The sequence below is a fragment of the Sphingomonas sp. BL-S-30 genome (genome assembly GCF_055521475.1).
The window spans coordinates 2,612,451-2,638,852 of record NZ_CM145481.1; the positions used below are offsets into that span (position 1 = coordinate 2,612,451).

General features: G+C 66.8%; 27 protein-coding genes. 7 read left to right on the forward strand and 20 right to left on the reverse strand.

Features of this window, described 5'->3' with window-relative positions:
- Positions 1-3: 3 nt before the first annotated feature.
- The 16 genes from ACZ1I5_RS12135 to ACZ1I5_RS12210 form a co-directional block, all read right to left on the reverse strand.
- The gene (locus tag ACZ1I5_RS12135; protein ID WP_465169508.1) at positions 4-954 is read right to left on the reverse strand and encodes a cell division protein FtsQ/DivIB; all 951 of its coding nucleotides are present in this window, start codon (positions 952-954) and stop codon (positions 4-6) included.
- Positions 951-1,859 (reverse strand): D-alanine--D-alanine ligase, encoded by a 909-nt coding sequence (locus tag ACZ1I5_RS12140; protein WP_465173956.1) that lies wholly within the window; start codon positions 1,857-1,859, stop codon positions 951-953. Before ACZ1I5_RS12140 ends, ACZ1I5_RS12135 begins: the two co-directional genes overlap by 4 nt.
- Positions 1,860-1,879: 20 nt before the next feature.
- On the reverse strand, positions 1,880-2,782 hold the full coding sequence (murB, locus tag ACZ1I5_RS12145; protein ID WP_465169509.1) for a UDP-N-acetylmuramate dehydrogenase: 903 nt from the start codon (positions 2,780-2,782) through the stop codon (positions 1,880-1,882).
- Positions 2,779-4,194, reverse strand: coding sequence for a UDP-N-acetylmuramate--L-alanine ligase (gene murC / locus ACZ1I5_RS12150; protein WP_465169510.1), 1,416 nt, complete (start codon positions 4,192-4,194; stop codon positions 2,779-2,781). The genes murB and murC overlap by 4 nt, the downstream gene beginning before the upstream one ends.
- A complete protein-coding gene (gene murG / locus ACZ1I5_RS12155) occupies positions 4,191-5,351 on the reverse strand; it encodes an undecaprenyldiphospho-muramoylpentapeptide beta-N-acetylglucosaminyltransferase (protein ID WP_465169511.1) in 1,161 nt (386 codons plus the stop codon). The genes murC and murG overlap by 4 nt, the downstream gene beginning before the upstream one ends.
- Complete coding sequence (locus ACZ1I5_RS12160; RefSeq protein WP_465169512.1) at positions 5,348-6,571, reverse strand: FtsW/RodA/SpoVE family cell cycle protein; 1,224 nt, start codon at positions 6,569-6,571, stop codon at positions 5,348-5,350. The genes murG and ACZ1I5_RS12160 overlap by 4 nt, the downstream gene beginning before the upstream one ends.
- On the reverse strand, positions 6,568-7,851 hold the full coding sequence (gene murD, locus ACZ1I5_RS12165; RefSeq protein ID WP_465169513.1) for a UDP-N-acetylmuramoyl-L-alanine--D-glutamate ligase: 1,284 nt from the start codon (positions 7,849-7,851) through the stop codon (positions 6,568-6,570). Before murD ends, ACZ1I5_RS12160 begins: the two co-directional genes overlap by 4 nt.
- Entirely contained in the window at positions 7,848-8,918 is a 1,071-nt protein-coding gene (gene mraY, locus ACZ1I5_RS12170; protein ID WP_465169514.1) for a phospho-N-acetylmuramoyl-pentapeptide-transferase, read from the reverse strand. Before mraY ends, murD begins: the two co-directional genes overlap by 4 nt.
- On the reverse strand, positions 8,918-10,297 hold the full coding sequence (locus tag ACZ1I5_RS12175; RefSeq protein ID WP_465169515.1) for a UDP-N-acetylmuramoyl-tripeptide--D-alanyl-D-alanine ligase: 1,380 nt from the start codon (positions 10,295-10,297) through the stop codon (positions 8,918-8,920). Before ACZ1I5_RS12175 ends, mraY begins: the two co-directional genes overlap by 1 nt.
- Positions 10,298-10,391: 94 nt before the next feature.
- On the reverse strand, positions 10,392-11,807 hold the full coding sequence (locus tag ACZ1I5_RS12180; protein WP_465169516.1) for a UDP-N-acetylmuramoyl-L-alanyl-D-glutamate--2,6-diaminopimelate ligase: 1,416 nt from the start codon (positions 11,805-11,807) through the stop codon (positions 10,392-10,394).
- Positions 11,804-13,531 carry a peptidoglycan D,D-transpeptidase FtsI family protein gene (locus tag ACZ1I5_RS12185; RefSeq protein WP_465169517.1) on the reverse strand — a complete coding sequence of 576 codons (1,728 nt, stop codon included), beginning with the start codon at positions 13,529-13,531 and terminating at the stop codon, positions 11,804-11,806. The genes ACZ1I5_RS12180 and ACZ1I5_RS12185 overlap by 4 nt, the downstream gene beginning before the upstream one ends.
- Positions 13,528-14,160, reverse strand: coding sequence for a hypothetical protein (locus ACZ1I5_RS12190; protein WP_465169518.1), 633 nt, complete (start codon positions 14,158-14,160; stop codon positions 13,528-13,530). Before ACZ1I5_RS12190 ends, ACZ1I5_RS12185 begins: the two co-directional genes overlap by 4 nt.
- On the reverse strand, positions 14,160-15,125 hold the full coding sequence (rsmH, locus tag ACZ1I5_RS12195; RefSeq protein WP_465169519.1) for a 16S rRNA (cytosine(1402)-N(4))-methyltransferase RsmH: 966 nt from the start codon (positions 15,123-15,125) through the stop codon (positions 14,160-14,162). The genes ACZ1I5_RS12190 and rsmH overlap by 1 nt, the downstream gene beginning before the upstream one ends.
- Entirely contained in the window at positions 15,122-15,622 is a 501-nt protein-coding gene (locus tag ACZ1I5_RS12200; protein WP_465169520.1) for a division/cell wall cluster transcriptional repressor MraZ, read from the reverse strand. Before ACZ1I5_RS12200 ends, rsmH begins: the two co-directional genes overlap by 4 nt.
- Before the next feature lie 338 nt (positions 15,623-15,960).
- Entirely contained in the window at positions 15,961-16,212 is a 252-nt protein-coding gene (locus ACZ1I5_RS12205; protein WP_465169521.1) for a hypothetical protein, read from the reverse strand.
- Between the two features lie 104 nt (positions 16,213-16,316).
- Positions 16,317-17,309, reverse strand: a complete 993-nt coding sequence (locus ACZ1I5_RS12210) for a cysteine synthase A (protein WP_465169522.1) — start codon at positions 17,307-17,309, stop codon at positions 16,317-16,319.
- A gap of 119 nt (positions 17,310-17,428) precedes the next feature.
- Between ACZ1I5_RS12210 and ACZ1I5_RS12215 the strand changes: the two genes are divergently transcribed.
- A complete protein-coding gene (locus tag ACZ1I5_RS12215; RefSeq protein WP_465169523.1) occupies positions 17,429-17,701 on the forward strand; it encodes a type II toxin-antitoxin system VapB family antitoxin in 273 nt (90 codons plus the stop codon).
- The gene (locus ACZ1I5_RS12220) at positions 17,698-18,090 is read left to right on the forward strand and encodes a type II toxin-antitoxin system VapC family toxin (protein ID WP_465169524.1); all 393 of its coding nucleotides are present in this window, start codon (positions 17,698-17,700) and stop codon (positions 18,088-18,090) included. The genes ACZ1I5_RS12215 and ACZ1I5_RS12220 overlap by 4 nt, the downstream gene beginning before the upstream one ends.
- On the opposite strand, the gene ACZ1I5_RS12225 is transcribed toward ACZ1I5_RS12220, so the two are convergent.
- Positions 18,091-18,417 (reverse strand): Mpo1-like protein, encoded by a 327-nt coding sequence (locus tag ACZ1I5_RS12225; protein ID WP_465169525.1) that lies wholly within the window; start codon positions 18,415-18,417, stop codon positions 18,091-18,093.
- A 190-nt stretch (positions 18,418-18,607) separates the two neighbouring features.
- Between ACZ1I5_RS12225 and ACZ1I5_RS12230 the strand changes: the two genes are divergently transcribed.
- From ACZ1I5_RS12230 to ACZ1I5_RS12250, 5 genes are all read left to right on the forward strand, one after another.
- Positions 18,608-20,176: a vWA domain-containing protein gene (locus tag ACZ1I5_RS12230; protein WP_465169526.1), complete on the forward strand. Its 1,569-nt coding sequence runs from the start codon at positions 18,608-18,610 to the stop codon at positions 20,174-20,176.
- 202 nt (positions 20,177-20,378) lie between these two features.
- Entirely contained in the window at positions 20,379-20,600 is a 222-nt protein-coding gene (locus ACZ1I5_RS12235) for a hypothetical protein (protein WP_465169527.1), read from the forward strand.
- Positions 20,601-20,614: 14 nt separating this feature from the next.
- Entirely contained in the window at positions 20,615-20,758 is a 144-nt protein-coding gene (locus ACZ1I5_RS12240) for a hypothetical protein (protein ID WP_465169528.1), read from the forward strand.
- A gap of 108 nt (positions 20,759-20,866) precedes the next feature.
- Positions 20,867-21,790, forward strand: a complete 924-nt coding sequence (locus tag ACZ1I5_RS12245) for a class I SAM-dependent methyltransferase (RefSeq protein ID WP_465169529.1) — start codon at positions 20,867-20,869, stop codon at positions 21,788-21,790.
- A 79-nt stretch (positions 21,791-21,869) separates the two neighbouring features.
- Positions 21,870-23,288 (forward strand): M20/M25/M40 family metallo-hydrolase, encoded by a 1,419-nt coding sequence (locus ACZ1I5_RS12250; RefSeq protein WP_465169530.1) that lies wholly within the window; start codon positions 21,870-21,872, stop codon positions 23,286-23,288.
- A 1-nt stretch (position 23,289) separates the two neighbouring features.
- Here the strand turns inward: ACZ1I5_RS12250 and ACZ1I5_RS12255 are convergent, their stop codons facing one another.
- Genes ACZ1I5_RS12255 through ACZ1I5_RS12265 form a run of 3 tightly spaced genes read right to left on the reverse strand, consistent with a single transcriptional unit; the run spans position 23,290 to position 26,095 of the window.
- Entirely contained in the window at positions 23,290-23,577 is a 288-nt protein-coding gene (locus tag ACZ1I5_RS12255) for an Hpt domain-containing protein (RefSeq protein WP_465169531.1), read from the reverse strand.
- Entirely contained in the window at positions 23,574-23,939 is a 366-nt protein-coding gene (locus tag ACZ1I5_RS12260; protein WP_465169532.1) for a response regulator, read from the reverse strand. Before ACZ1I5_RS12260 ends, ACZ1I5_RS12255 begins: the two co-directional genes overlap by 4 nt.
- On the reverse strand, positions 23,936-26,095 hold the full coding sequence (locus ACZ1I5_RS12265; RefSeq protein ID WP_465169533.1) for a CHASE3 domain-containing protein: 2,160 nt from the start codon (positions 26,093-26,095) through the stop codon (positions 23,936-23,938). Before ACZ1I5_RS12265 ends, ACZ1I5_RS12260 begins: the two co-directional genes overlap by 4 nt.
- Between the last annotated feature and the right edge of the window lie 307 nt (positions 26,096-26,402).

Below are 26,402 nucleotides of genomic sequence, written 5' to 3' on the forward strand. Positions count from 1 at the left end.
GCCTTATCCCTGTACCAATTTGAACGCGCTATGCTTAGCTTCGATAAGTGCCGGTCCCTGCGGCCTATTTTCGCTGTCCGGGTCGGAAATCGCACGCTCGACCACCTGACCGGGCTTGCGTGCGACAAACTTCTTCGGATCGCGCATGTCGAAACGGAGATAGCCCTTGCCCAATAATGGCGTCACTCCGTCGATTTGGGCGAATTTCACCAGAGCCCTGGCGGCGTCGGCATCACCTTCGGGCAGCGCCAGCGTCTCGCCGGATTCGAACAACAGGTTCCAGCGCCGGTTGCCGACCCAGGTCGCCGCCTTGACCAGCGGGCGGAGCGCGGGCGCTGCCTCGAGCAGCTTCTGATAATTCGCTTCCTGCTGGTTCGCGCCGGGCCCGATGACCAGCGGCAGATCGGGCATGGCGTCAGCCTTTACCGGCTCCAGCCACACCCCGTTCTCCGCGATCAGCGACAACCGCCCGCGATCCTGCCACACGGCGGTCGGTGTGCGTTCGACGATATGAACGAGCAGTGTGTCGGGCAGCCGGCGCGAGACATGGGCATCGGCGATCCAGCCAAAGGACAGCAGCTTCTGGCGAACGTCCTCGAGATCGACCAGCGGCATCGCGCGGGATTTCTGATCGAGCGCAACGGCATAGACCGTCATCCGATCCATTCGCTTGAGACCCGTGACCTCGACCTGCTCGACACGAAAGCCGGCACGACCGACACCCTCGGCAATGGCCACGCCGATCGCGCCCGGTACGCCGAACCAGGTCGCCGCCGCGATCGCGACCGCACCGACCGCGCCGACGATCGACCAGGTGGCAATCCGGCCCAGGGTCTCGTGGCTGATCGGCAGCGCCTCGATCATCCGGTCGATGATCGACTGTTTGGGCTGCTGGCGGCGTTTCGACTGGATCTGCCGGCGGGGCGGCGATCCGCGCTTGATCGTTCGGCTCACGTCTTTTTCTCCGGACCCAGGGCCTCCTCGACGATCTTCTGGACCAGCTCGGCATAGCTGAGACCGATATAGCGCCCCTGCTCGGGCACGAGACTCAGCGCGGTCATGCCGGGCTGGGTATTGACCTCGAGCAGGAACAGGCCGTCCACGCCCTGGCTGTCGTCCCAGCGGAAATCGGCGCGCGACACGCCCTCGCAGCCGAGCAGCCGGTGCGCATCGAGCGCGATGCGCTTGCAGGCGTCGGCGATCTCGTCGGGGATCTCCGCCGGGCAGACATGCAACGTCAGGCCATCGGTATATTTCGCATCATAATCGTACCAGCCGCTCTTGGGCTTGAGCTCGGTCACGGCGAGCGCCTCGCCGGCCAGCACGGCGGTGGTCAGCTCGCGCCCCCGGATATAGGGCTCCGCCAGCAGCTCCTCGAACTCGCCCCAGGGCCCGCTTACGCCGCGTGCGATCGGGTTGCCGTAATTGCCTTCGTCGGTGACGATCGCCACGCCGACCGAGGAGCCTTCATTGACCGGCTTCAGCACATAGGGGCGCGGCAATGGATCGCCATCGAACAGGGTCTCGCTCTTCACGATCCGCCCGCCCGGCATCGGGATGCCGTGTGGCACCAGAGTCTGCTTGGTCAGCAGCTTGTCGATCGCGATCACTGAGGTGACGAGGCCCGAATGCGTGTATTTGAGGCCCATCAGGTCGAGCATGCCCTGCACCGACCCGTCCTCGCCGGGTGTCCCGTGCAGCGCGTTGAACACGACATCCGGCGCCGCCTCGGCCAGCCTGGCCGCGACGTCACGACCCATGTCGATCCGGGTGACCCGATGGCCGAGGCTTTCCAACGCATCAGCGACCCCGGCACCCGACATCAGCGACACTTCGCGCTCGGCCGACCAGCCGCCCATCAGGACTGCGACGTGCAAGCTCACTTCTTAACGCCCACGCGCTGAATCTCCCATTCGAGCTCGACCCCGGACGTCGCCCTCACCTTCTCGCGCACTTCCTCGCCCAGCGCCTCGATCTCCGCGCTGGTCGCGCGGCCGAGGTTGAGCAGGAAGTTGCAATGCTTCTCGCTGACCTGCGCGTCGCCGCGGGTCAGCCCGCGACAGCCCGCCTGGTCGATCAGCGCCCAGGCCTTGTGGCCGTCGGGATTCTTGAAGGTCGATCCGCCCGTGCGTGACCGCAGCGGCTGCGACGCCTCGCGCTCGGCCGCGATCCGGTCCATCTCGGCGCCGATCACCGCCGGATCGCCTGGCGTACCTCCGAACACTGCCTCGACCACCACGGCACCCGGCGGTAGATCGGAATGGCGATAGACATAACCGAACTTCGCCGCCGGCCAGATCTCGACATCGCCCGAGCGTGTCACGACGGTCGCCTCGATCAGGATATCCGACGTGTCGCGGCCATAAGCGCCCGCATTCATCTTGACCGCGCCGCCGACCGTGCCGGGAATGCCGCGCAGGAACTCCAGCCCGGCGATGCCAGCGTCCCGTGCGGCGCTCGCGACGGAAATCCCCATCGCCGCGCCACCGGCGCGCACCCGGTTGCCCGGTTCAATGACTGTCTTCGCCATCGCCTTGGGCAGGCGCACCACGACCCCGGGCACGCCGCCATCGCGCACGATCAGGTTCGATCCGACCCCCACCGGCAGCACCGGCGTCTCGGGATCGAGCCCGGCCAGGAACACCGACAGGTCGTGCACGTCCTTCGGCCGCACCAGCCATTCGGCCGGCCCGCCGGTGCGGAACCAGATGAAGTCGGCCAGGCTGCCGTCATGCACGGCCGTGCCCTGCAGCGGCGGCAAGGCATGACAGACATTGCTCATCGCGCTGCCTCGATCGCATCGGCGAGGCCCGCAGCCCATTTGGTGATGTCCCCCGCCCCGAGACATACGACCATGTCGCCCGGCCGGGCCACCCCGGCCAGCGTCGTCGCAAGCGCATCGGCATCGGCAATCGTTGCCGCCGATCGGTGGCCGCGCCGCTTGATGCCCTCGACCAAAGCTTCCGCGTCGACCCCCTCGACCGGCGCCTCGCCCGCGGCATAGACCGGCGTCACATAGACCATGTCGGCATCGTTGAACGCCTGCTGGAACTCCTCCATCAAGTCGCCGAGCCGCGAATAGCGATGCGGCTGCACCACCGCGATCACCCGGCTTTCGACGCCCTCGCGCGCCGCCGACAGCACCGCGCGAATCTCGACCGGGTGATGACCGTAATCGTCGATGATCGTCACGACGCCGCCGTCGAGCGGCACCTCGCCGACCTTGGTGAAGCGCCTTTTCACCCCGCCGAACTTGCTGAACCCCTGCTGGATCGTGGCATCGTCGATGCCGAGCTCGAGCGCCACGCCGATCGCGGCGAGCGCGTTCTGGACATTGTGGCGGCCCGGCATCGGCAGCTCGATCCCCTCGATCGAGCGGCTTGTCCCGTCACGGTTGCGCACGATGGTCTCGAAACGATTGCCGCCGGGGATGGGCGTGACGTTGACGCCGCGCACATCGGCCTGGGCGGAGAAGCCGTAGGTTACCACGCGGCGGTCGCGCAGGCGCGGGATGATGCCCTGGACCTCCGGATGATCGAGGCAGAGCAGCGCCGCGCCGTAGAAGGGCACATTCTCGACGAACTCGACGAACGCGTCCTTCACGGCGTCGAACGAGCCATAATGGTCGAGATGTTCGGGATCGATGTTGGTGACGACCGCGATCGTCCCGTCGAGCCGCAGGAAGCTGCCGTCGCTTTCATCGGCCTCGACCACCATCCAGTCGCTCGCGCCGAGCCGCGCGTTGGACCCGTAGCTGTTGATGATCCCGCCGTTGATCACGGTCGGATCGACGCCGCCCGCGTCGAGCAGCGCCGCGATCATCGACGTCGTCGTGGTCTTGCCGTGCGTGCCGGCGACCGCGACGGTGGATTTCAGCCGCATCAGCTCGGCCAGCATCTCCGCGCGCCGCACCACCGGGATGCGGCGCTCGAGCGCGGCCTCGAGTTCGGGGTTGCCGCGCTTGATCGCCGTCGAGGTGACGATCACCACCGCGTCGGCGAGATTTTCGGCCTTCTGGCCGATATGGACGGTGATGCCCTTGTCGCGCAGGCCCTGCACGACATAGCCCTCCGCCATGTCGGAGCCCTGCACCTTGTAGCCGAGATTGTGCATCACCTCGGCGATGCCGGACATGCCGATCCCGCCGATTCCGACGAAATGGATCGTGCCGATATCGGTTGCGACACCCTTCATGCGTAAAGCGGCTTTCCATTGCTGCCCATCGGGATCGGCACGCCGATCGGCATGTCCCCGGGCGTGTCGTTCAAATTCTCGACCAGGTCGGCGAGGTCGCGCGCGGCGTTGGGACGGCCGCAGCTGCGCGCACGGCCCGCCGCGTTCTGCAGCGCCACGGGGTCCAGCCCGAGCTTCTGCATCTGCCTGGCCAGCTCGACCGGGGTGAAGCTGCGCTGGTCGATCGTGCGCGCGCCGCCGGCCTCGGTCATTTCGCGCGCATTGGCGGTCTGGTGGTCGTCCGTCGCGCTCGGCAGCGGCACGAGGATCGCGGGCCGGCCCGCCACGGTCAGCTCGGCCAGAGTCGACGCGCCGGCCCGGGCGATCACGAGATGCGCCCAGGCAAGCTGTTCGGGCAGGTCGGGCAGATAGGTCGCAAGGTCGGCCGCGATCGACAGTTCGGCATATTTCGCCCGGGCCGCATCGATATCCTCGATCCGCGCCTGATGCGTCACCTGCAACCGCCGGCGGAAGCTCACTGGCAACAGCGATAGCCCCTCCGGCACGACCTGGCTCAAGATGTTGGCGCCCTGGCTGCCGCCGGTCACCAGCACACGGAAGATGCCGTCCTCTTCAAGCAGCGGATAGGGCCTGGAACGCAGCGCCAGCACCGAATCGCGCACCGGATTGCCGACCAGGTGAGTCTTGCCGCGATATTTCGGCGCGAGCCGCGCGACATCGGGATAGGAGGTCGCGATGGCGCTGACCTTGCCGGCGACCAGCCGGTTGACGCGCCCCAGCACCGCATTCTGCTCATGCACCGCGGTCGGGATCTTCTGGTGGAACGCGGCGAGCAGCGCCGGCAGCGCGGGATAGCCGCCGAACCCGATCACCGCCGCGGGGCGGAAGGTGCGGTACAGCTCGATCGCCATCGCGCGGCCCTTGAGCATCGCCGACGCCGCGCGCGCCCAGCCGAGCGGCCCGCCGGCGAGACGCCCGGCCGGCAGCACATGAGTCTGCACGTCCTCGAACAGCCCGGGAAAACGGACGCCGCGATCGTCGCTGATCAGCGCGACATGATGGCCGCGCTTCATCAGTTCGGCCGCGAGCGCCGCTGCCGGGACCATATGGCCGCCGGTGCCGCCTGCGGCGAGGACGAAATGCCGTGCCTGAGTCATTCCCCGCTCCATCGTGCGATATAAGGCGACCGCGATACGAAGGGATTGCGCCGGGTGAAAGCCAGTAACATGCCCATACCGATCGACAGCGCGATCATCGACGATCCGCCATAGCTGATAAAGGGCAAGGTCATACCCTTGGACGGGGCGAGTCCGGTGTTCACCGCCATCGAAATCAGCGCCTGGGTGCCGAACTGAGTCGCGAGGCCGGCGGCCGCGAACAGCCGGAACTCGTCCTGTTCATCGAGCAGCTTCACGAACACCCTGACGACGATCGCGAGGAACAGCAGCGCGATGATCATGCAGGCGATCAGTCCGAATTCCTCGCCGATCACCGAGAAGATATAGTCGGTATGCCCCTCGGGCAGGCGGAATTTCATCGATCCGCCGCCCGGCCCGGTACCGCGCCAGCCGCCCCCGGTGATCGTATCGTGCGCCGCGTTGGTCTGGAAATGGTCCGATCCCCCCGCCCCCTCGGCGTTCGGGAAGAGATAGGCGTCGATGCGAGTCCGCGCCGTGCCGTAGAAGAGATAGGCGGCGATCACGCCGGCCGGCACGCAGCCGATCAGCGCCGCCATCACCTTGGGCGATGTCCCCGCGATCATCAGCAACGCCAGCCACACCGCGACGAACACCATGGTCTGGCCGAAATCGGGCTGAAGCATCAGCAGCACCGCGACAAGCACGGTCATCGCCCCGGTGATGATCACCACCGGCAGCGACTCGTCCTTGGCGCGCATCGACAACAGCCAGGCGCAGGTGACGATGAAAAAGGGTTTCAGGAATTCCGACGGCTGGATCAGCGACACGCCGAAATTGAGCCAGCGCGTCGAGCCATTCTTCTCCACCCCGAAGAACGGCACCGCGATCAGCAGCACGAGGCAGGCGACGGTGCCGAGCAGCGCCATGCGCCGCGCGATGGCGACCGGCAGCATCGACACGGTGAACAGGATCGGCAGCGACACGCACACCCAGGCCAGCTGCCACCAGAGATAGAAGAGCGGCGGGATATGATGCTTGTCGTCCGAATAGCGCGTCGCCGCCGCTGGCGAGGCAGCGCCTACCGCGATCAGCCCGACCGCGATCAGCAACAGCGTGAGCAGCAGGAGCACGCGGTCGATATCCCAGAACCACATGCCGAGCGCCGAACGGTCGCCGCGACCGCCTTCGCCCTTCATGCGCTTCCACAGCGTCAGCGTGCCGGAGCCGGTCCTGGTCATGGCAACGCCTCGACCAGCGCGCGGAACTGATCGCCGCGATCCTCGAAATCGCGGAACTGGTCGAACGACGCACAGGCCGGCGACAGCAGCACCGTGTCTCCGGCCGCGGCGTTCGCCGCGGCGTCCTTCACCGCCGCTTCGAGCGTGCCGCTTTGCTCGACCGGCATGAGCGGTTTCAGGATCGCGGCGAAACGCGGTCCGGCCTCGCCGATCGTATAAGCGCGTGCGACGTGCCCGAACCAGGGAGCGCAGGCATCCAGGTCATCGGTCTTGGCCTGCCCGCCCAGAATCCAGTGGATGTGCGAGAAGGCGGCAAGCGCCGGCGCGGTGGATTCCGGGTTGGTCGCCTTGCTGTCGTTGACAAACGCCACGCCGCGATGCGCGGCGACCCGCTCCATCCGGTGCGGCAGACCCTTGAAGCTCGCCAGACCGCGTTCGATCGCTGTGTCATCGACGCCGAGCGCCGTGCACGCGTCGATCGCGGCGAGCGCGTTCTGGGCATTGTGCGGCCCTTGCAGCGACGGCCAACGCGACTGGTCCATGCAGATGCCCGGCGCGATCCTGGTCAGATGCTCGCCCCGCGCCGACAGCGACCGCGCGATCCCGGCCGAGGCGGCATCGCCGATCCCGACGATCGCGGCGTGATCGGGCGACTGCATCGCGAACAGCCGCGCCTTGGAGGCGGCATAACCCTCGAACCCGTCATAGCGATCGAGATGGTCGGGCGTGATGTTGAGCAGGATCGCGACATCGCAATCCAGGCTGGTCGTCAGGTCGATCTGATAGCTCGACAGCTCGAGCACATAGACGCCACCTTCCGACAAGGGCTCCTCGCCCAGGATCGGCTTGCCGATATTCCCGCCAAGCCGCGCCGGGACGCCTGCAGTCTCCAGGATATGGTGGATCAGCGCGGTCGTGGTCGATTTGCCGTTGGTGCCGGTGATCCCGACCACCTTGTGTGCCGGCAAGCTGGCCCGCGCCTGCGCGAACAGCTCGATATCGCCGATGATCGGGACGTTCGCCGCGCGCGCCCTGGCAGCCACCGGGTGGCGATTGATCGGCACCCCCGGCGATACGACGAGCCCGTCGAAGCCGGTAAGATCGATCTCTTCCGGGTTGGCGATGGTCGCTCCGCCAACCGCTGCCCGCGCCGCCTCGTTCGAATCCCACGCCGTCACCGCGGCCCCGCTCGCCACCAGCGCGCGCACCGTCGCCGCGCCCGAGCGTGCAAGCCCCAGCACTGCGTAGCGTTTGCCGCGCCAGGTGGGGCTGGTGATCACCGAAGCTTCAAGGTCGACAGGCCTGCGAGCGCGAGCACCAGCGCGATGATCCAGAAACGGATCACGACCGTCGGTTCGCTCCAGCCGAGCTGCTCGAAATGATGATGGATCGGCGCCATCCTGAATACGCGCTTGCCGGTGCGCTTGTAGAAGAACACCTGGATGATGACCGACAGCGCCTCGATCACGAACAGGCCGCCGATGATGCCCAGCACGATCTCGTGGTGCGCGACGACGGCGATGGCACCCAGCGCGCCGCCCAGTGCCAGGCTGCCCGTGTCGCCCATGAAGACGGCGGCCGGCGGCGCGTTGAACCACAGAAAGGCCAGTCCGCCGCCGACGATCGCGCCGCAGAAGATGGCCAGTTCGCCGGCGCCCGGCACGTGCGGGATGCCGAGATAGGCCGCGAACTTCGCATTGCCCGCCAGGTAAACGATGATCATGAACGTCACCGAGGCGATGATCACCGGCATGGTGGCCAGGCCATCGAGCCCGTCGGTCAGATTGACCGCATTGCCGAACGACACGATCGTGAACGCCGCGAAGACGATGTAGAAATAGCCCAGGTCAATCGAGACGCCGGTGGTGAAGGGCAGATAGAGATGCGTCCCGTTCTCGTGGACGATCAGGGCACTCGCGATCGCCGCGATCGCGAACTCGCCCAGCAGGCGCATCCTGCCCGAAACGCCCTTGGTGCTGGCCTTGCTCACCTTGTCATAATCGTCGAGGAAACCGATCGCGCCGAACCCCAATGTCACGAACACACAGGCCCAGACGAACGGGTTGTCGAATCGCATCCACAGCAGGAGCGAGAGGGTGAGCGAGGTCAGGATCATCAACCCGCCCATGGTCGGCGTGCCGCGCTTGGCCAGATGGCTCTGCGGTCCATCGGTGCGGATCGGCTGCCCCTTGCCCTGGCGCACGCGCAGCCAGCCGATGAAACGGGGACCGATGATCAGGCCGATGAACAAAGCCGTCGCGACCGCGCCGCCCGACCGAAAGCTCTGATAGCGGAAGAGATTGAGAAGACCCGGAAAACCGAGATAATTGGCGATCAAATAGAGCATTATGCTGTCCCGTTCGCCAAACCGGCGACCACGCTCGCCAACCCGACTCCGTTCGAACCCTTGATGAGAACCGCGTCGCCCGGCGCCAGCAATGCCGACAGGCTCGTCCGCGCGGCGGCGGCATCGGCCACATGAACGAAATCGACCTTGCCCTCAAGCGCGTTCGCCAGTGCCGCCATCGCTTCACCGACCAGAATGACCCATTCGACGCCTGCCGCGATGATCGGTTCGGCCAGCGCCGCGTGATAGGCGTCGCTCTTCTCGCCGAGCTCGCGCATCTCGCCCAGTACCGCGATCCTGCGTATCGCCTTCTCGGCACCGAGCACCGCCAGGGTCGCGCGCATCGAGCTTGGATTGGCGTTGTAGCTCTCGTCGATGACCAGCGCCTCGCCGCCCGCGACCGGCACCGTCAACCGGGCGCCGCGCCCGGCAAGCCCGCTCAGTTCCGCCAGGGCGAGCCCCGCCATCGCAAGATCGCCGCCGACCGCGTCGACCGCCACCAGCACCGCCAGCGCGTTCGACACCCAGTGCATGCCGGGCTGGCCGACGGTGAAGCTCAGCTCCTTCTCGCCCAGCGATGCCGTGATGAAGGTTCCGCCGCTCGCGGTGCGCATCGTCTCGATCGCGCGGACGTCCGCGCCCTGGTCGAGACCGAAGGTCACGATCCTGGCCGCATGGGGCCTGGCATGGCCGATCAGCCGGTCGCGATGCGGGCTGTCATACGGGATGATTGCCACCCCACCCGGCTCGAGCCCGGCAAAGATCTCGCCCTTGGCGTCGGCAATGGCGGATTCGTCGGGGAAAAAGGCAGTGTGTGCGGGGGCGATGGCGGTCACCATCGCGACATGCGGGCGCACCAATGTGGTCAGATGCGCCAGTTCGCCGGCATGGTTCATGCCCATCTCGAACACACCGAACCGGCTCGCCGCCGGCATGCGCGCGAGGCTCAGCGGCACGCCGGTATGATTGTTGTAGCTCTTCACCGACCGATGCGCGGTGCCGGGCGCACCACGATCGAGCGCCGCGAACAGCGCCTCCTTGGTGCTGGTCTTGCCGACCGATCCGGTCACGCCGATGATCTTCGCGTCCGTGCGCGCCCGCGCGCCGCGCGCCAGATCTTCCAGTGCCGCCATCGTATCGGCGACCAAAACATGCGGGTGCGGTGTCGATACGCTGACAACCGCACCCGACGCTCCCCGCTCGGAGCTTTGATCGAGAAATTTGTGCCCGTCGCTCGCCTCGCCCTTCAGCGCGACGAACAGATCGCCCGGGCCGACCTCACGGGAGTCGAAGGTGACGCCGCTGGCGGCGAAGTCGGCCGATGCGGTCCCGCCGGTGGCGGCCGCGATCTCGGCGGAGGTCCAGAGGGGAGCGGTCACAGCACCACCCCTCCGCCGTTCGTTTCGAGCGCAGTTGAGAAACACTTGTTGCGCGCCTGCTTCTCGACTGCGCTCGAAGCGAACGGAAAATGGATCATGCCGCCATCTCCCGCGCGACGCTCACATCGTCGAACGGCAGCACCAGATCGCCGACGATCTGCCCCTGCTCATGTCCCTTGCCGGCGACCAGCACGATGTCCCGCGGCCCCGCCTCGGCGATCGCCGCGCCGATTGCGTCGCGCCGCGATCCGATCTCGGTCGCGCCGGGGGCGCCCTCCATCACCATCGAGCGGATCGCCGCCGGATCCTCGGAACGCGGATTGTCGTCGGTCACATAGACCTTGTCGGACAATGCCGCCGCGACCGCGCCCATCGGCGCCCGCTTGCCCTGGTCGCGGTCTCCGCCCGCGCCGAACACCGTGATCAGCCGGCCGGCGACATGCGGCTTCAATGCCGCGATCGCTGCCTCCAGCGCGTCGGGCGTATGCGCATAATCGACATAGACCGGCGCCCCGCTCCGCGCGATCACCGCGCGCTCGAGCCGCCCGCGCACCGGCTGCAGCCGGCCGAGCGCCGCCAGGGTCTGCGCCACATCGCCGCCGGTAGCGATCACCAGCCCTGCAGCTGTGAGCGCATTCGCTGCCTGATAGGCGCCGATGAGCGGCAGCATCACCTTGTGCGCCTTGCCCTCGGCCTCGATCACCAGCCCCTGTCCCAGCAGGGTCGGATCGCGTGACACCAGCTTCAGCGTTTCGCCCTGGGTGCCGACCGTCAGCACGCGAAGCCCCCGCTCCCGCGCGATATCGATCACCCGCGCCGCATGGGCATCATCGGCCCACACCACCACCGCGCCGCCATCGACCACCACTTCGGAAAACAGCCGCAGCTTGGCCTCGAAATAGGCCTCCATCGTCCCGTGATAATCGAGATGGTCGCGGCTGAGATTGGTGAAGGCGGCCGCCTGCACTGGCAGCCCCTCGGTGCGATATTGCGACAGCCCATGGCTCGACGCCTCGAACGCGACATGGCTCACGCCTTCGCGCGCCAGCCCCGCGACATTCGACAGGAAGGTGACGATGTCCGGCGTGGTCAGGCCGGTCGAGACCTGGTCGTCCGCCGTGGTCACGCCCAGCGTTCCGATCGACGCGGCATGGAACCCGGTCATCCGCCACAATTGCCGGGTCATCTCGACCGTCGAGGTCTTGCCGTTGGTGCCCGTCACCGCGACCGCGGTCCCCGGGAAAGGCGCGAAATAGCGCGCCGCCAGTCCGGCGAAGCGTTTGCGCGGATTGGCGTCGGCGATGTGCGTCACGCCCTCGACGCGCGCCTCCGGCCGGGCGACCACGGCGATCGCCCCACCGGCAATCGCCGCCGGAATGAAATCCTCGCCATTCACCTGCGCGCCCTCGAACGCACCGAACACGGTGCCGGGCGCCACCTTGCGATGATCGATCGCGAAGCCGGTGACCGTCGCGTCCTCCGCTCCACCGGTCAGCGCGCCAAGCTTCATTCGGCGTCCGCCGGGTTCTCGCCCGGAGCATGCCAGAGCAGCGGCAGCAGCTCCGAGACATCGACGTCGCGATGGTCGTCAGGCGTCACGCCCAGCATCGCGCCAGTGCGCGAGATGACGCGGCTGACGACCGGGGCCGCGGTCCAGGCGGCGGTGGTGAGACCAAAGGATTCGGCATTGCCGATGGGCGAATCGAGCATGGCGATCACCACATAGCGCGGTGCGTCCATCGGGAAAGCCGCCGCGAAGGTCGAGACGTTCGCTTTCTTCGAATAACCGCCTGCACCAGCGACTTCGGCCGTGCCGGTCTTGCCGCCGACGCGGTATCCCGGCGCTTCGCCCTTGCGGCCGGTGCCCTGAGTCACGACCAGCCGCAGCAGCTGCCGCATGCGCGCGCTGGTCGCCTCGGAAAGCACGCGGCGACCTTCGGGCGCCTTGCCCGGCGCGACCTTGAGCAGAGTCGTCGGCCGCCAGATGCCGCCGTTCACGAGGGTCGCATAGGCGTTGGCGAGGTGAAGCGGCGTGACCGCGATGCCGTGGCCATAGGCGGTGGTCATCACCGTGGTACGCGCCCAGAAGACCGGCCAGATCGGCTTCTGCTTCTCGCGCAGCTCGATCTCGGGGCGCGTGTCGAAACCCATCGCCTTGAACATCGCCGCCATGCGATCCTTGCCGATCTCGTCGGCGATGCGGGCGGTCACGATGTTCGACGAATGGATCAGCGCCTCGGGCATGTCGAGGAAACGCTTCTGCGCATGGTCGTCATGGATGGTGAAGCCGCCGACATGCAGCGGCGCGGTCGCGTCGAAGCGCCGCGCCATCGACGTGACGACGCCGCTTTCGATCGCGGTCGCCATCGTGATCGGCTTGAAGGTCGATCCCAGCTCGTACACACTCTGCGTCACGTTGTTGCGCAGCGCATCGCTGCTCGTGCCGGCAAGCTTGTTGGGATTGTAGACCGGCAGCGACACCATCGCCATCACTTCGCCGGTATGGACGTCGAGCACGATGCCCGTGGCCGATCGCGCCTTGAACGAGAGCATCGCCCGGCCCAGTTCGCTCTCCATCGCCGCCTGGACGCGGCTGTCGATCGACAGGGTCACCGGCGTGCCGCGCGTCGAGGGGCTGGTCAGCTGGTCTTCGAACGCCCGCTCGATTCCCGCACGCCCCATGATCCGCCTGTCGTCGCCCGTCGGGCCGATATAGCCGAGCACATGCGCCGCCATGGTCGTCTGCGGATAAAGCCGCTCCGGCTCGCGCGCGAAGGCAAGCCCCGGTTCGCCGATCGCGTGCACGGCGTTGACCAAGGCGGGCGAGGCATGGCGATCGAGATAGGTGAAGCTCACCGGCAGGGTCAGCTTGGCATAATACCAGGATTCGTCATGCCCCGGCAGCACGGCGGCGAGCTTCGCCGCCAGGTCGCGCTTGTCGCCGAGCAGCTTGCCGGGATGCACGCCGATGGTCCACGCCTCGATCGTCCGCGCCAGCGGCTCGCCATTGCGGTCGAGGATGTCGCCGCGCTGCATGATGCCGGACACCGGTCCCTGGGTGCTGGTCGGCTCCGAGACGAAGCCGAGCATCGCGATACGCCCGATCACCAGCGTGAAGCCGGCGGCGATCAGTAGCATCAGCATCATCAGCCGCACATGCGCCGTCGCGACCAGCGCATGGCGCTGGCCGGTCGGTCGCCGCTGTGGCAGCGGGCGTGCGACGAGCGCGGTCAACGCATGCGCCCCGATTCCGCGCGGGCGCCACTGAACAGGTCGCCGACCGTCGAATCGCTGAGCAGCTTGCGGTCGAGGAGCGCCACCGCCTGCGGCTTGACGCTCCGGACGGTGCGCCCGGGCGTCGTCGTCGGCGCCGCAGCCGCCGTCCGGATCGGCTTGGCCGCCACGCGGGTCGCCGCGGCGACCGTGACGGGAGCCGGAGCTTGCGCCACGGCGGGCGTGGTCTCGACGATCCGCGTCGCCACCGCCGGCGTCGCCGCCGGGCGCATGGTCGAACCGTCGGGCAAAGCGGGCACGACCAGCGATGCGGTCTGCACCGTCGCGGCCTGGCCCTGGCTCAGATCGAGCGACGCGAGCGCGCCCTCATCGGCCACGAACTGGGCCGCCGCCGGCGCGGTCAGGCGCAGCGTGTCGCCGTTCCACCTTTCGAGCTGGGCAAGGTTGGCGCGCGTATCGAACTCGGTCTCGAGCGCGCGGATGTCGCGGTGCGCCTGGGCAATCAGCGCCACCGTCTTGTCCAGCTTCTTGCGTTCAGCCGCGACCTGCAACGGCACGAGCAGAAAGCCCAGCGCGACGGCAACGCCGGCCAGGAACCAACCGAGACTCTTCCAAGCATACGCAAGCATCACAACGCTCCTTCAGAAGTCCAGGCTGCGGCATCGGTCCGCAGCGCTGTCCGCAAGGTCGCCGATCTCGCGCGGGGGTTACGCGCGATCTCGGCGTCGTCGGCACGCACCGCGCGACCGACATTCTCGAAACTCGGCTTCGCATTGGCCGTCAGTTCGGGAAGATGGCGGGACCGGCCAGGCAGCGATCCACTGCGCTCGCGCAGGAATCGCTTCACCATCCGGTCCTCGAGCGAGTGGAACGTCACCACGGCCAGCCGGCCGCCCGGTTTCAGCACCCGCTCCGCCGCGGCAAGGCCGTCGGCGAGCTCGTCGAGTTCCCTGTTCAGGTGAATCCGTATCGCCTGGAAGGTCCGGGTGGCCGGATCCTTCTTGTCGTGCGGCTTGTAGCCGAGCGCCCGGCGAACGACGTGCGCGAGCTCGCCCGTCCGCGCGATCGGGCGCGCAGCGACGATCGCGCGCGCCACCCGGCGGGCCCGCGGCTCTTCTCCATAATTGTACAGCACGTCGGCGATCACCGCTTCGTCGGCATGGTTGACGAAATCGGCGGCGGTCTCGCCTTCCTGGCTCATCCGCATGTCGAGCGGCCCGTCCGACTGGAAGGAAAAACCGCGCTCGGCCTGGTCGAGCTGCATCGAGGACACGCCGATATCCATCGTCACGCCGTCCACCGGCACCGCGTCGCGCGCCTCCAGCTCGGCGTCGAGCGCCGAAAAGGTCGCCGGGATCAGCGTGAGGGCGCCGTCCGACGCCGCTTCCATCGCCCGTCCGCCCGCGATCGCATCGGGGTCGCGATCGAACGCGAACACGATCGCGCCGCTGGACAGCAGCGCGCGGGTATAGCCGCCGGCACCGAAGGTCGCATCGACATGACGCTCGCCCGGGGTAACGGCGAGCGCGGCGACGACCTGGTCGAGCAGCACGGGGACATGCGGCGCGGGGACAGGGAGCTCCGGGGCGCTCACAGCGCGATTCCCTTGAGCTGGCAGTGATAGCGGGCACATGACTTGACCATCTCGGCCACGCCCTCGGCCTCGATCAGGGTCTTGGGATCCCAGATCTCGAAATAATCGAACACGCCGTAGAAAAAGGCGTTGGTGCCGATCTTGGCGTGAAAGCGCGGAAAGCCGGGCATGATGAAACGCCCGCTGCCGTCGAACGGCGTCGCCTCGCCCTGCGCCGCGCGGCGCTTGATGTTGTAGTCATACTCTCCGTCGTCCGAGGTGTAATTCTCCTCGCGCGCGTCGAGCTTGGCCTTCAGGATCGAGACATAGGCGGGGTCATAGGCGATCAGGCAGGGGTGCTTCTGATGGACGCCGATGATGACGGTGCCGCCGTCCTTGCCGTCGGGACGCGGGCTGTTCTGGGCGAGAATGGCCCTGAGCGAGGCAGGGATGGCGACACGGCCCTTGTCGTCGACAAGGCCAAGTCCGTCTCCCTGATATTCTGCCCTTTGCGCCACGCCGTACCCCGAACTCCAGCAGGCATGACTCTCCCGTCTTCGAAAGACGGCCTTCGCCGCCCTCCAGCGCGACGCCGCGCAGGCGAGATGAGTTTACCCCTGTCGGCACAGGGTTAACTCGGGGCTCTCGGGGATTCAAGGGGAAATCAGGGGAAAATCGGGGCGAAGGCCCTAATATCTTCGATTCTCCGGGGAATTAATTACTGTCATTTCAATATGTTCCCGGTGTGTTCCGCTGATCGCTGCGTTTGGGGGGTGTTTTCCCCGGAATGCCCCGGGGCTTTGCCCATGATCTCCCCGACTTTCCCGGCCGACGCACTCGGTTCCGGGGCGGGCGCTCATCTCGGCTTCGCGTTGTTGGAAAGCTGCGCGACATTCACGTCGGTCGCGGTGCTCGGCGCCACACCGAGTTCGGCGAGCGGTTCGCTGGTTGTGCCCTCGACCGGCGGCGCCTGACTGCCCGCCGCCATGTTGGCGACGACGTCGGGACGCGCGCCGCCGACCACGATCAGTGGCCGTTCCTTGCTGGCGGTGGAAAAGATCGCGGCCGCCAGCCCGATCAGAAGCAGGACGGCGGCAAGGCCGATCATCCCGACCTTCACCCGTTGCGACGTCTGCGCAGGATCTTGAGCAATGATTTTCATACGTGTGGCATAAATGTAACGCATGAAGAGAGTCTTGTCGATGGGCTCGACTATTCGCGTTTCAGCCGCTCCGGAACCGCCAGGCCCTTCGACTCGAGCCAGGCACGATTATAGAGCGTCGAGAGATAGCGGAATCCGGTGTCGCACAGGATCGTCGCGATCCTTTTGCCCGGGCCCAGTTCCCGCGCCAGCCGCACCGCACCTGCGACGTTGATGCCCGACGACAGCCCCAGGCAAAGCCCTTCCTCGTCGAGCAGCCGGGTCACCCACTCCATGCCCTCCTCGTCGGAGATGCGAAATTGCGTGTCGATCGGCGCGCCTTCCAGATTGGCGGTGATCCGCCCCTGCCCGATCCCTTCCGCGACTGAACTCCCTTCGGACTTCAGTTCGCCACAGGCATAATATTCGTAGAGCGCCGCGCCGTATGGATCGCTCAGTGCGATGCAGACATTCTCATCCTTCGCCTTCAGCCCCATTCCGACGCCTGCCAGCGTGCCGCCAGTGCCGACCGAGCAGGTGAAGCCATCGACCCGCCCCTCCATCTGGGCCCAGATCTCTTCCGCCGTGCCCACGATATGCGCGCGGCGATTGGCGATGTTGTCGAACTGATTGGCCCAGATCGCATTGGGCGTCTCCTCGGCGATCCGCCGCGAGGTGTGCACGAAGTGACCGGGGTTCGAATAAGGCGCGGCCGGCACCAGCACGAGCTCTGCGCCGAGCGCGCGGAGCGTATCCATCTTCTCCCGGCTCTGAGTCTCGGGCATCACGATGATCGTCCGGTAGCCCTTGGCATTGGCGACCAGCGCAAGGCCGATGCCGGTATTGCCCGCGGTACCCTCGACGATTGTCCCGCCGGGCTGGATCTGCCCCTTCGCCTCGGCATCCTCGACGATGAACAGGGCGGCGCGATCCTTCACGGAGGCGCCGGGATTGGCAAACTCGCATTTGCCGAAGATGTCGCAGCCAGTGGCCTCGCTCGGCCCCGTGAGGCGGACGAGCGGGGTGTTGCCGATCAGGGCGAGCGTGTTGGGGGCAGTGTGCATGGCGCCTAGATGGCGCGCGATCGCGCGGCGGGCAAGCAAGCTGAATCATCGGCCCGCCAAGTTCGCCGTTGTTGCTTCACCGCGCCCATGGTAGAATTTTCCTGCGTGGAGGTAGAAACATGGGCGTTCAGCTCAACATCAAAGACGAAGAGACCGTCAGGCTGGCCCGCGAACTCGCCGCCGAGATGGGCGAGAGCGTTACCCAGGCGGTCCGCATCGCCCTTCAGGAACGGCGCGCCCGCGCGGTGCCGCCGCGACGCCGCGCAACCGTCGAGGAGATGATGGCGGTCGTTCGCGGCTTGCGGGAGCATTGGAAACCGGAATTTCGCGATCAGGAATTGTCGCTCACGCATGGCGACCTGCTGTATAACGAGGATGGCTCGTTCAAGTGATCGTCGATACCTCGGCGATCATTGCCATCCTGCGAGACGAACCCGAGGCGAGATCCTTTCTGGAAGCGATGGCCGCGGCGACGAGCCTGCGGATGTCCGCCGGCTCCTGGCTGGAGTTGACGGTGGTCACGACGCGCGGCGGCGATGCGCGGATCGGCGAGGCGGCCGATGTCTTGCTGTCTCGCTTCGACATCCAGATCGAGGGTGTCACGCGGGAAATCGCGGCAATCGCGAATGACGGCTATCGGCAATATGGTCGAGGCACACGACATGCGGCCGACCTCAATTTCGGCGACTGCTTTGCCTATGCCCTTGCCAAGGCGACGGGCGAACCGCTCCTCTTCAAGGGCGATGATTTCGCCCGGACCGATATCGTGCCCGCCCTCTGATTAGGCCACGCCCGCCGCGCGCAGGTGTGGGCCCAGCCGCCCGGTCAGCCACAGGAAGAACATCCGGTAATCGCTGAACAGCGACCAAAGCGGATAGCTGAAGGTCGCCGGCCGGTTCTTCTCCACGCCGAAATGCGCCGCCCAGGCGAAGCCGTAACCGGCGATCGGCACCAGCGCCCACCACCAGCCGCCCTTCATCAGCGCGACCGCAAGGAAGACGAAGGTCAGCGCCGTCCCGGCATAATGCAGTCGCCGCGTCTCCGGCCTCGCATGCTCGCGCAGATAATAAGGCCAGAATGCGGCATAGCTGGTGATCTGTTTCGCCATAACTGCGGATTCTACCATGGCGCCTGAACAGCACAAGTTCGTCCCGCTCGCCGCCACCGCGCCGCACAAAACCGCGAAAATCCAATCCCCTCCTATGAGATAGGAAAACACTTGCCAGCCCGAAAAAGGCGTGACACAAACATGGCCATAATGTGGCTCAAATAAGGCGAGCCGAGCTAGGGAGCATGTCATGAAGTCCAAAGCGATTCTGTGCGGCGTGGCGTTGGCGGCGATGCTGGCAGGCTGTTCGAAGCCAGGTGGCAACAGCTATTCGACCCCCAGTTACGAGGCAGACAGTGCCGTGGCGGACGAGCTGACCTCCACCGACGCCGCCGGCGAGAAATACAAGCCTAACGCCATTTCGCCCGTCCATATGGTCGCCGACACGCCCGTCTCGACCTTCGCGGTCGATGTCGACACCGGCGCCTATGCCAATGTCCGCCGCTTCCTCACTCAGGGCCAGAAACCGCCGGTCGACGCCGTCCGTACCGAGGAGATGATCAACTATTTTCGCTACGACTATCCCCTGCCCTCCGACCGCGAAGCGCCGTTCAGCGTCACCACCGACGTCGCGCAATCGCCCTGGAACCGGGACACCAAAATCCTGCGCATCGGCCTGCGCGGCTACGACCTGTCCTATGCCCGCCGCCCCGCCGCGAACCTCGTCTTCCTGGTCGATGTCTCGGGGTCGATGGACGAGCCCGACAAGCTGCCTTTGGTCAAATCCGCCCTCTCCACTCTCGCCGACAATCTCGGCCGCGAGGACAAGGTCGCCATCGTCGTCTATGCCGGTGCGGCCGGCGTGGTGCTCGATTCCACCAGTAATCCGTCCGAGATCAAGGCAGCGCTCGACGATCTCAGCGCGGGCGGCTCCACCGCCGGCGGAGAAGGCCTGCAGCTCGCCTATGCCATCGCCCGCGACAATTTCATCAAGGACGGCGTCAACCGCATCCTTATCGCGACCGACGGCGATTTCAACGTCGGCATCACGGACGAGACCGAGCTGGAAAAGCTGATCGAGCAGGAGCGCGACGACGGCATTACCCTTACCACGCTCGGCTTCGGCCAGGGCAATTTCAACGATTCGCTGATGGAATCCATCGCTGACCTCGGCAACGGCAACTATGCCTATATCGACAGCGCGATGGAGGCGAAGAAGGTCCTGTCCGAGGAGCTGTCCTCCACCCTCTTCACCATCGCCAAGGACGTGAAGGTCCAGGTAGAGTTCAACCCGGCCTATGTCAGCCAGTACCGCCTGATCGGCTATGAGAATCGCGCGCTGGCCGAGCAGGATTTCGACAACGACAAGGTCGATGCGGGCGACATCGGCGCCGGTCATCAGGTCACCGCGATCTACGAGGTCGTGCCCGCCGGCACCAAAGGCTGGCTCTCCGACCGACGCTACACCGACAACCGCCGCGCGACGGCGACCGGCAAGCAGGACGGCGAAATGGCTTTTGTCCGCCTGCGCTACAAATTGCCGAGCGGCGACACCTCGCGCCTGATCGAACGCCCGGTCGACGCTCGCCAGCTTGCCACGCATAGCTTGCCGCAAGGCGATATGGCCTTCGCCACCGCGGTCGCCGCGTTCGGGCAGAAGCTGCGCGGCGACACGCGGCTCGGCGACATCGCCTATGCCGATATCCGCCGCCTCGCCGGCAACCCGGACGGATATTGGCGCCAGGAATTCGTCAAGCTCACTGAACTCGCCGAGGCGGGGCAAGTGCCTGTGGAATCGCGCCGCAACTGGATCGGCTAGGGAGGTCCGGAAAGCGACGCGATCACCACAGCAGGGAGCGGCCGGGGAAATGTCCAACCCCCGGCCGCTCTTTACGCATTCCTTATGCGAAGCCTTCAGCGCGCCATCGAAGCTTAATGCTCCCTGCGCCTATTTGAACGCCACGACGCGACAGCGCGCCGTGCCGTGCCGGCGGCCCCTTTGCCGGCGCAGGAGCATCTCGATGCACACCAGTCCCGCCGAAGCCCGTGCGACACCCCATATCCTTCAGGTCGGACAGGATCGCCGCGGCCGCTGGATGGTCCAGGAGAATCACGGCCTGATCGAGGGCGTGTTCATTTCACGCGACGCCGCCCTCCATTTCGCCCGCCTCGAACGCCACGCCTTCCCCGGCGCGACGGTTGAGCTGGTGAGCGCCCCGCTCATCTCCACCCTTGCGGCCTGATGTGGAGGAAGATGATGACTCCGGACATCACCGGCCTGCTGGTGATCGGGCTGATCTGCATCCCGCTGATCGGTCTCGCGATACGATGCCGATTAGCGCAACCCAAGCAGTCGCGCCGACCCGACATCACGCTCGGATTTCGGGATCCTTATCGCTGAGATCACTCCGTCGCGTTCCCGGCTGACCGTCACTTGTGCTCCCGCGAAGGCGGGAGCCCAGACTGGGTCCCCGCCTTCGCGGGGACACAACTTCTCACAGGACTACCCATGGCCACCCGCTCCATCATGTTCCCAAGCCTGGACCCATTACCAGGAAGCGCAGAAATCGCCCTCGCCTACGACGCCGCCGGCATCGACTATCGCAACTATGCCGATGGCGACACCGCCGCCGATTTCTCCGGCCGCTACGGCTTTGCCGACCGCGAATTATGGCAGCGCATCGACAAGGCGCTGATCGAGCTGCGTGCCCAGGGCCGCCATGCCATCCGCATCCTCGATCTCGGTTGCGGGCCCGGCACCTGGCTGCTGCGCACCGTCGCCCGCGCCCGCGCGCTCGGCTTCACCGCGATCGAGGGGCACGGCATCGACCTCTCGCCCGCGATGATCGCCCTCGCCCGCCAGGCCGCCACCGCGGTCACCGATCCCCGCATCGGCCTGACCTTTGCCGTCGGCGACATCCTCGAGACGCTCGAACGGGAAGGGCGCCACGCCTGCGACCTCGCGCTCTGCCTCTACGGCGTGCTCAACCATGTCGTCCCCGCTCAACTCCCTGCAGTCGCCCGCGCGCTGGCCCAGGTGACCTATGGTGTCCTGATCGCCACGGTGCGCTCGACCGGCAGCCTGCCGTCGATCTTCATCTCGGGCATGGAGAAGGTGCGGCATTTCCACCAGGACCATGCGCACGACCGGCTGGAGATCGACCTGATCGATGGCCGTCATCTCGAATTCGGCCTTCATCTGTTCAGCGCCCGCGAGTTCCGCACCCTGTTCGCGCCGCATTGCGCGATCCGCGAGCTGGCCGGGATCGACGTCTTCCACAGCCGTTTCCGTCCCGAGAGCGCCTGGAACCCGGAAACCGAGGATCCCGCGCTCGAGGCAAGCCTTGCCCGTCTCGAACATTTCTGCGCCGGCGATCCCATTTTCATCGATCGCGCGGCGCATATCCTGCTGGTAGGCGGAGCATCGGGATAGAGGCGCCCGCCTCGCAGAAGCGTTTGACACTGCCCGAACCGGCCCCCTAGCCTCGCCTTGACGCACCGGGGGACACCATATGAAACCGCTCGCCACAGCAGCCGCAACGGCCCTCGTACTGCTCCTCTCCCAGGCAGCCTCAGCCCAGGCGATCGCCCCGCGGCCGGACCAGCTTGCCTTCCGCGCCCTCTACAAGGAGCTCGTCGAGACCGACACCTCCGTCTCCACCGGCAGCTGCACCGCCGCCGCGGAGAAGATGGCGACACGCCTGAAGGCCGCCGGCTATGCGGACGATCAGGTCACCTTGTTCAAAGTCGACGGTTTCCCGCTCGATGGCGGCCTCGTCGCGCAGCTTCCCGGCACCTCCGCCGGCGCCAAACCGATGCTGCTGCTCGGCCATCTCGACGTGGTCAATGCCCGCCGCGAGGACTGGACGCGCGATCCCTATAGCCTGATCGAGGAGGACGGCTATTTCTACGGCCGCGGCACCTCGGACATGAAGGCGATGGTCGCCATCTGGGTCGATACGCTGATCCGCCTCAAGCAACAGGGCTACAGGCCGAAGCGCACGATCAAGCTCGCGCTGACCTGCGGCGAGGAATCCGGCGCCCGCATGAACGGTGCGCAATGGCTCGCGGAGAACCGCCCCGATCTCATCGCCGCCGAATTCGCGCTCAACGAAGGCGGCGGCGGCCGCGCTGACGGGCACGGCAAGGTCGTCTCGCAATCGATCCAGATCGGCGAGAAGTCCAACCGGAATTTCGAAGTGGAAACGACCAACCCCGGCGGCCACAGTTCGACCCCGGTCGACGACAACGCCATCTACGAACTCGCCGATGCGATCGCGAAGGTTCGCGCCTGGAAATTCCCGATCCGCTTCAACGACACGACCCGCGCCTATTTTGCGAAGGAGGGCGCCGCGCGGAACGACGATGTCGGCCGCGCCATGGTGGCGCTCGCGACCAATCCCGCCGATCGCGCGGCGGAGGCGCTGGTGTCGGCCGACCGCAGCTACAACTCGATGCTGCGCACCACCTGCGTGGCGACGATGCTCGACGCGGGCCATGCCGCCAACGCCCTGCCGCAACGGGCCAGGGCGACGGTAAATTGCCGCATCGTGCCCGGCGAAGACGCCGACTCCACCCGCGCCGCACTGATCGCAGCGATTGGCGATCCCAAGGCCAAGGTCACCCTGGTCGGCCGCCTCCGCCCCGTCGCCGTCCCCCCGCCGCTCGACCCGAAGATCATGATGCCCGCGGAAAAGCTCGTCGCGCGCTATTTCCCGGGCGTGTCGCTCATCCCGGTGATGATGACGGGCGCGACCGACGCGACCTATATCGCCCCGATCGGTATCCCGACCTATGGCGTCCCGGTCGGCTGGGGCGATGTGGAGGGCAACGGCACGCACGGCCTGAACGAGCGGCGCGAAGTGCGCGCCGTCTATGTCGGACGGGATTTCCTGTTCGACCTCGTCAAGGCCTATGCAACGCGGCCGTGAATCAGGACGCCTGCGACGGTTCCCGCAGAAGCGCGACCAGCGTTTCTCCCAACGCCCGTACAGCCTCCGGCGCAGCGCCGGCGTCGATCGCCTGTTCGACCGCCCGGGCGGCGTCGCCGATCGCGTGAAAACCGAACATGCCGGCGCGGCCCGACAGGCCGTGGCTCAGATCGCGCAAGGGACCCCATGCACCGGCGGAAAGCTGGCCGGTAACGTCATCGGCTTCTTCCAGCGCGCGGGCGTGGAAGCGCGCGCGCAGCGCGGCCATGCGCGCGTCGAACTCGGTCAAGCGAGGAACGCGCTGACCTGATCGGCCAGCGTCATCGGATCGAACGGCTTGGCGATCACGCCGCGCGCGCCGAGCTTGAGGAAGCTCGAGACTTCCCGGGTCTGAGTCCGCGCGGTGATGAACACCACGGGGATCGCCGCCGTCCCGGCCTGCTCCTTCAGTCGCGCGAACACGGTCGGCCCGTCCATGCCCGGCATCATCACGTCGAGCAGGATCAGGTCCGGGACCCATTCCGTCGCCTGGTCGATCGCCTCGGGCCCCGACGCGCAGCATCGCACCTCGAACATGGGGTCCAGCTCGATCGCCATTTGCGCGACCTCGCGGATGTCGGCTTCGTCATCGACATAGAGGATCCGCGTCATTCGACTTCCTCCTGGGGGCGCCCTTCGACCATCCGCATCGCCTCGGCGACCAGGCGGTCGAGCGTCGCGCGCGACTTGACCAGCGCCAGGTCGACACCGTTCAACTGATGCGGTTCGACTTCCTGCGCCGTGAACACCAGGATCGGCATGTCGGGACGGCGCTGGCGCAGCTCGGGGACCAGATCGAGCCCGCTCCCGTCCTCCATCCCGATATCGAGGATCGCCGCGTCGAACGCGGTCTCGCGCACTGCTGCGCGCGCCTGCTTGAGCGTCGGTGTTGAATGGATCACCGCGCGATCCTCGAACACGCTCGACAGCACGCTCAGCATGTCCGGATCGTCGTCGACATGAAGGATGCGCGGCAGCCCGGTCCGACCCCTGGGCACTGCCGCCGGCGCCGCCTTCTGCCGCGTCTCGACTTCCATCGCGGCCGGCAGGTCGACATGGAAGACCGCGCCCTCCCCCGTCACGCTGTCGAAGCTCACCGACCCGCCCAGCCGCGTGGCGATCTCGCGCACGATGCTCAGGCCCAGCCCGGTGCCGCTCTTCTGCCGCGTGTCCGAACTGTCGGCCTGGGCGAATTTCGAGAAGATGCGCCCGTGGAACGCCTCCGGAATGCCGCCGCCCCTGTCCGACACGCTGATCCGGAAACGGCGGTCGAGCGGCGTCACCGACACCCCCACGACGGCGCCGCGCGGCGAGAATTTGACTGCGTTGGACAGCAGGTTGGTCAATATCTGCATCAGCCGGTCCTCGTCGGCGAGCACTGCCGCCCCGGCCGGCACCGGCGCCAGCTCGATTGTCACGCCATATTCCGCGGCGAACCCGGCATTGCCCTGGACCGCGCTCGCCAGCACGGCGTCGAGCCTGACCGGCCGGATGTCGAACTCCATCCGCCCTGCCTCGATCTTCTCGACGTCGAGGATGTCGTTGATCAGCCGCACCAGTCGCGCCGAATTGGCCTGGGCGATCTGCACCAGGCGCAGCGCCTTGGGCGGGATCTCGCCCGCCACGCCGCCGGTGATCAGGCCGAGCGAACCCGCGATCGAGGTGAGCGGCGTGCGCAGCTCGTGGCTCACCGTCGCGACGAATTCGCTCTTCATCTGGTCGATCTGGCGCCGCTCGGTGATGTCGCGCGTCACCGCGAGAAACAGCGTCTTGGAGGCGAGATGGACCGGGCTGATCGACACTTCGATGGGAAAGGCCGTGCCGTCGACGCGGCGCCCGACGAACTCCTGCACTTCGCCCGAGGACTCGCGGTGCCGCGATTCCAGCCGACGCAGGAAGGTTTCGACCTGCCCCCGGTCGGGCGCCACATCGTACAGCACCGCCACGTCGCGGCGCAACAATGCCTCGGCGGTATAGCCGAACATCTTCGCCGCGGCGGGGTTGACGCTTTCCATGCTGCCGCTCGGGTTGAGCACGATCATGCCGTCCTTCGCGCAGTGGAAGATCGCCTCGAGCCGGGCAGAGAGGTCGGCGTGCCGCAGCAGCGCGCGCTGCCGCGAGGCGCTGCCGCGTGCGATCAGATAGGCCGCCGCGCCCAGCGTCAGCAGCATCAGCACCTCGAGCGCGGTGCTCCGGCGCCGCAGGTCGATCCGTGCTAGCTCGGCTTCCTGGGTCAGCCGATTCAGGTCGATCCGTTCGGCGCTGGAAAGCTTCGCGACCAGTTCGCGCAGCCGGTCCATCCGCTGCTTGCCCTCGCCGCCCGCCACCAGCCGCTGCGCATCGTCGCGCGCGCCGGCGCGCGTCAGCGCGATCGTGCGGGCGGCGAAGTCGCGCACCCCGGCCGAGGCCGTGCGCAGCGCCGCGAGGTCGGCCTGCTCCTCGGGGTCGGACCGCAGATCCTCCGAGAGCCGCGCGAGGTCCGCGTCCACCCGGGTGATGGCGCTGAAATAGGGGCCTAGGAAGCGGTGGTTCGAGGTGATCACGAAGCCGCGCTGCCCCGTCTCGATATCCTGATGGAGCAACAGGACACGCTGCAGGTCGGCCCGCGTCTCGTACGACCGGATGACTTCGCGCCGGAGCTCGGCGTCGTCGCCGAACCCCCGGTCGATCGTCACCGTCAGGATCAGCAGGATCAGCGGAATGCCGATGATCGCCACGCCCACCACCCATCGGGCGAGCTGGGAACTGCGTCTCGCAGTCGACGGCATTGGGGGCAGGCTCCTCGGACACGGGCGCGTCGCAGACTCGGTGAGACCGCGCGGGCGGCGCCTTTATGCCATTTCGGACCTTTTGGCACCATCCATGCGCTCACTATGGGTACGCGGTCCCGCCGCCGCCGGACGAGCGCCCTGAAAAATCAACCGAAACGCGTTCGATGTGTCTCCCGCAAAGCACGCTCCGGCAACAAACGAGCAACGAAACCGTACGCGCGCGCATCTCCGCTTGCCAGCGTCCCCCGCACCGTTTCACCTTTGTGACAGGGCAAAAAAAAGGGGGGATGTCGCGGGGGGCGTG

Coding starts and splice junctions, on each gene's coding strand:
- ACZ1I5_RS12140 (WP_465173956.1), bottom strand. CDS start 1,859: ATGGGCGGCTGGTCGGCCGAGCGCGAAGTGTCGCTGATGTCGGGTGCC.
- murB (WP_465169509.1), bottom strand. CDS start 2,782: ATGAGCAATGTCTGTCATGCCTTGCCGCCGCTGCAGGGCACGGCCGTG.
- murC (WP_465169510.1), bottom strand. CDS start 4,194: ATGAAGGGTGTCGCAACCGATATCGGCACGATCCATTTCGTCGGAATC.
- murG (WP_465169511.1), bottom strand. CDS start 5,351: ATGACTCAGGCACGGCATTTCGTCCTCGCCGCAGGCGGCACCGGCGGC.
- ACZ1I5_RS12160 (WP_465169512.1), bottom strand. CDS start 6,571: ATGACCAGGACCGGCTCCGGCACGCTGACGCTGTGGAAGCGCATGAAG.
- mraY (WP_465169514.1), bottom strand. CDS start 8,918: ATGCTCTATTTGATCGCCAATTATCTCGGTTTTCCGGGTCTTCTCAAT.
- ACZ1I5_RS12180 (WP_465169516.1), bottom strand. CDS start 11,807: ATGAAGCTTGGCGCGCTGACCGGTGGAGCGGAGGACGCGACGGTCACC.
- ACZ1I5_RS12190 (WP_465169518.1), bottom strand. CDS start 14,160: ATGCTTGCGTATGCTTGGAAGAGTCTCGGTTGGTTCCTGGCCGGCGTT.
- ACZ1I5_RS12205 (WP_465169521.1), bottom strand. CDS start 16,212: ATGATCGGCCTTGCCGCCGTCCTGCTTCTGATCGGGCTGGCGGCCGCG.
- ACZ1I5_RS12210 (WP_465169522.1), bottom strand. CDS start 17,309: ATGCACACTGCCCCCAACACGCTCGCCCTGATCGGCAACACCCCGCTC.
- ACZ1I5_RS12215 (WP_465169523.1), top strand. CDS start 17,429: ATGGGCGTTCAGCTCAACATCAAAGACGAAGAGACCGTCAGGCTGGCC.
- ACZ1I5_RS12225 (WP_465169525.1), bottom strand. CDS start 18,417: ATGGCGAAACAGATCACCAGCTATGCCGCATTCTGGCCTTATTATCTG.
- ACZ1I5_RS12230 (WP_465169526.1), top strand. CDS start 18,608: ATGAAGTCCAAAGCGATTCTGTGCGGCGTGGCGTTGGCGGCGATGCTG.
- ACZ1I5_RS12235 (WP_465169527.1), top strand. CDS start 20,379: ATGCACACCAGTCCCGCCGAAGCCCGTGCGACACCCCATATCCTTCAG.
- ACZ1I5_RS12240 (WP_465169528.1), top strand. CDS start 20,615: ATGACTCCGGACATCACCGGCCTGCTGGTGATCGGGCTGATCTGCATC.
- ACZ1I5_RS12245 (WP_465169529.1), top strand. CDS start 20,867: ATGGCCACCCGCTCCATCATGTTCCCAAGCCTGGACCCATTACCAGGA.
- ACZ1I5_RS12250 (WP_465169530.1), top strand. CDS start 21,870: ATGAAACCGCTCGCCACAGCAGCCGCAACGGCCCTCGTACTGCTCCTC.
- ACZ1I5_RS12260 (WP_465169532.1), bottom strand. CDS start 23,939: ATGACGCGGATCCTCTATGTCGATGACGAAGCCGACATCCGCGAGGTC.
- ACZ1I5_RS12265 (WP_465169533.1), bottom strand. CDS start 26,095: ATGCCGTCGACTGCGAGACGCAGTTCCCAGCTCGCCCGATGGGTGGTG.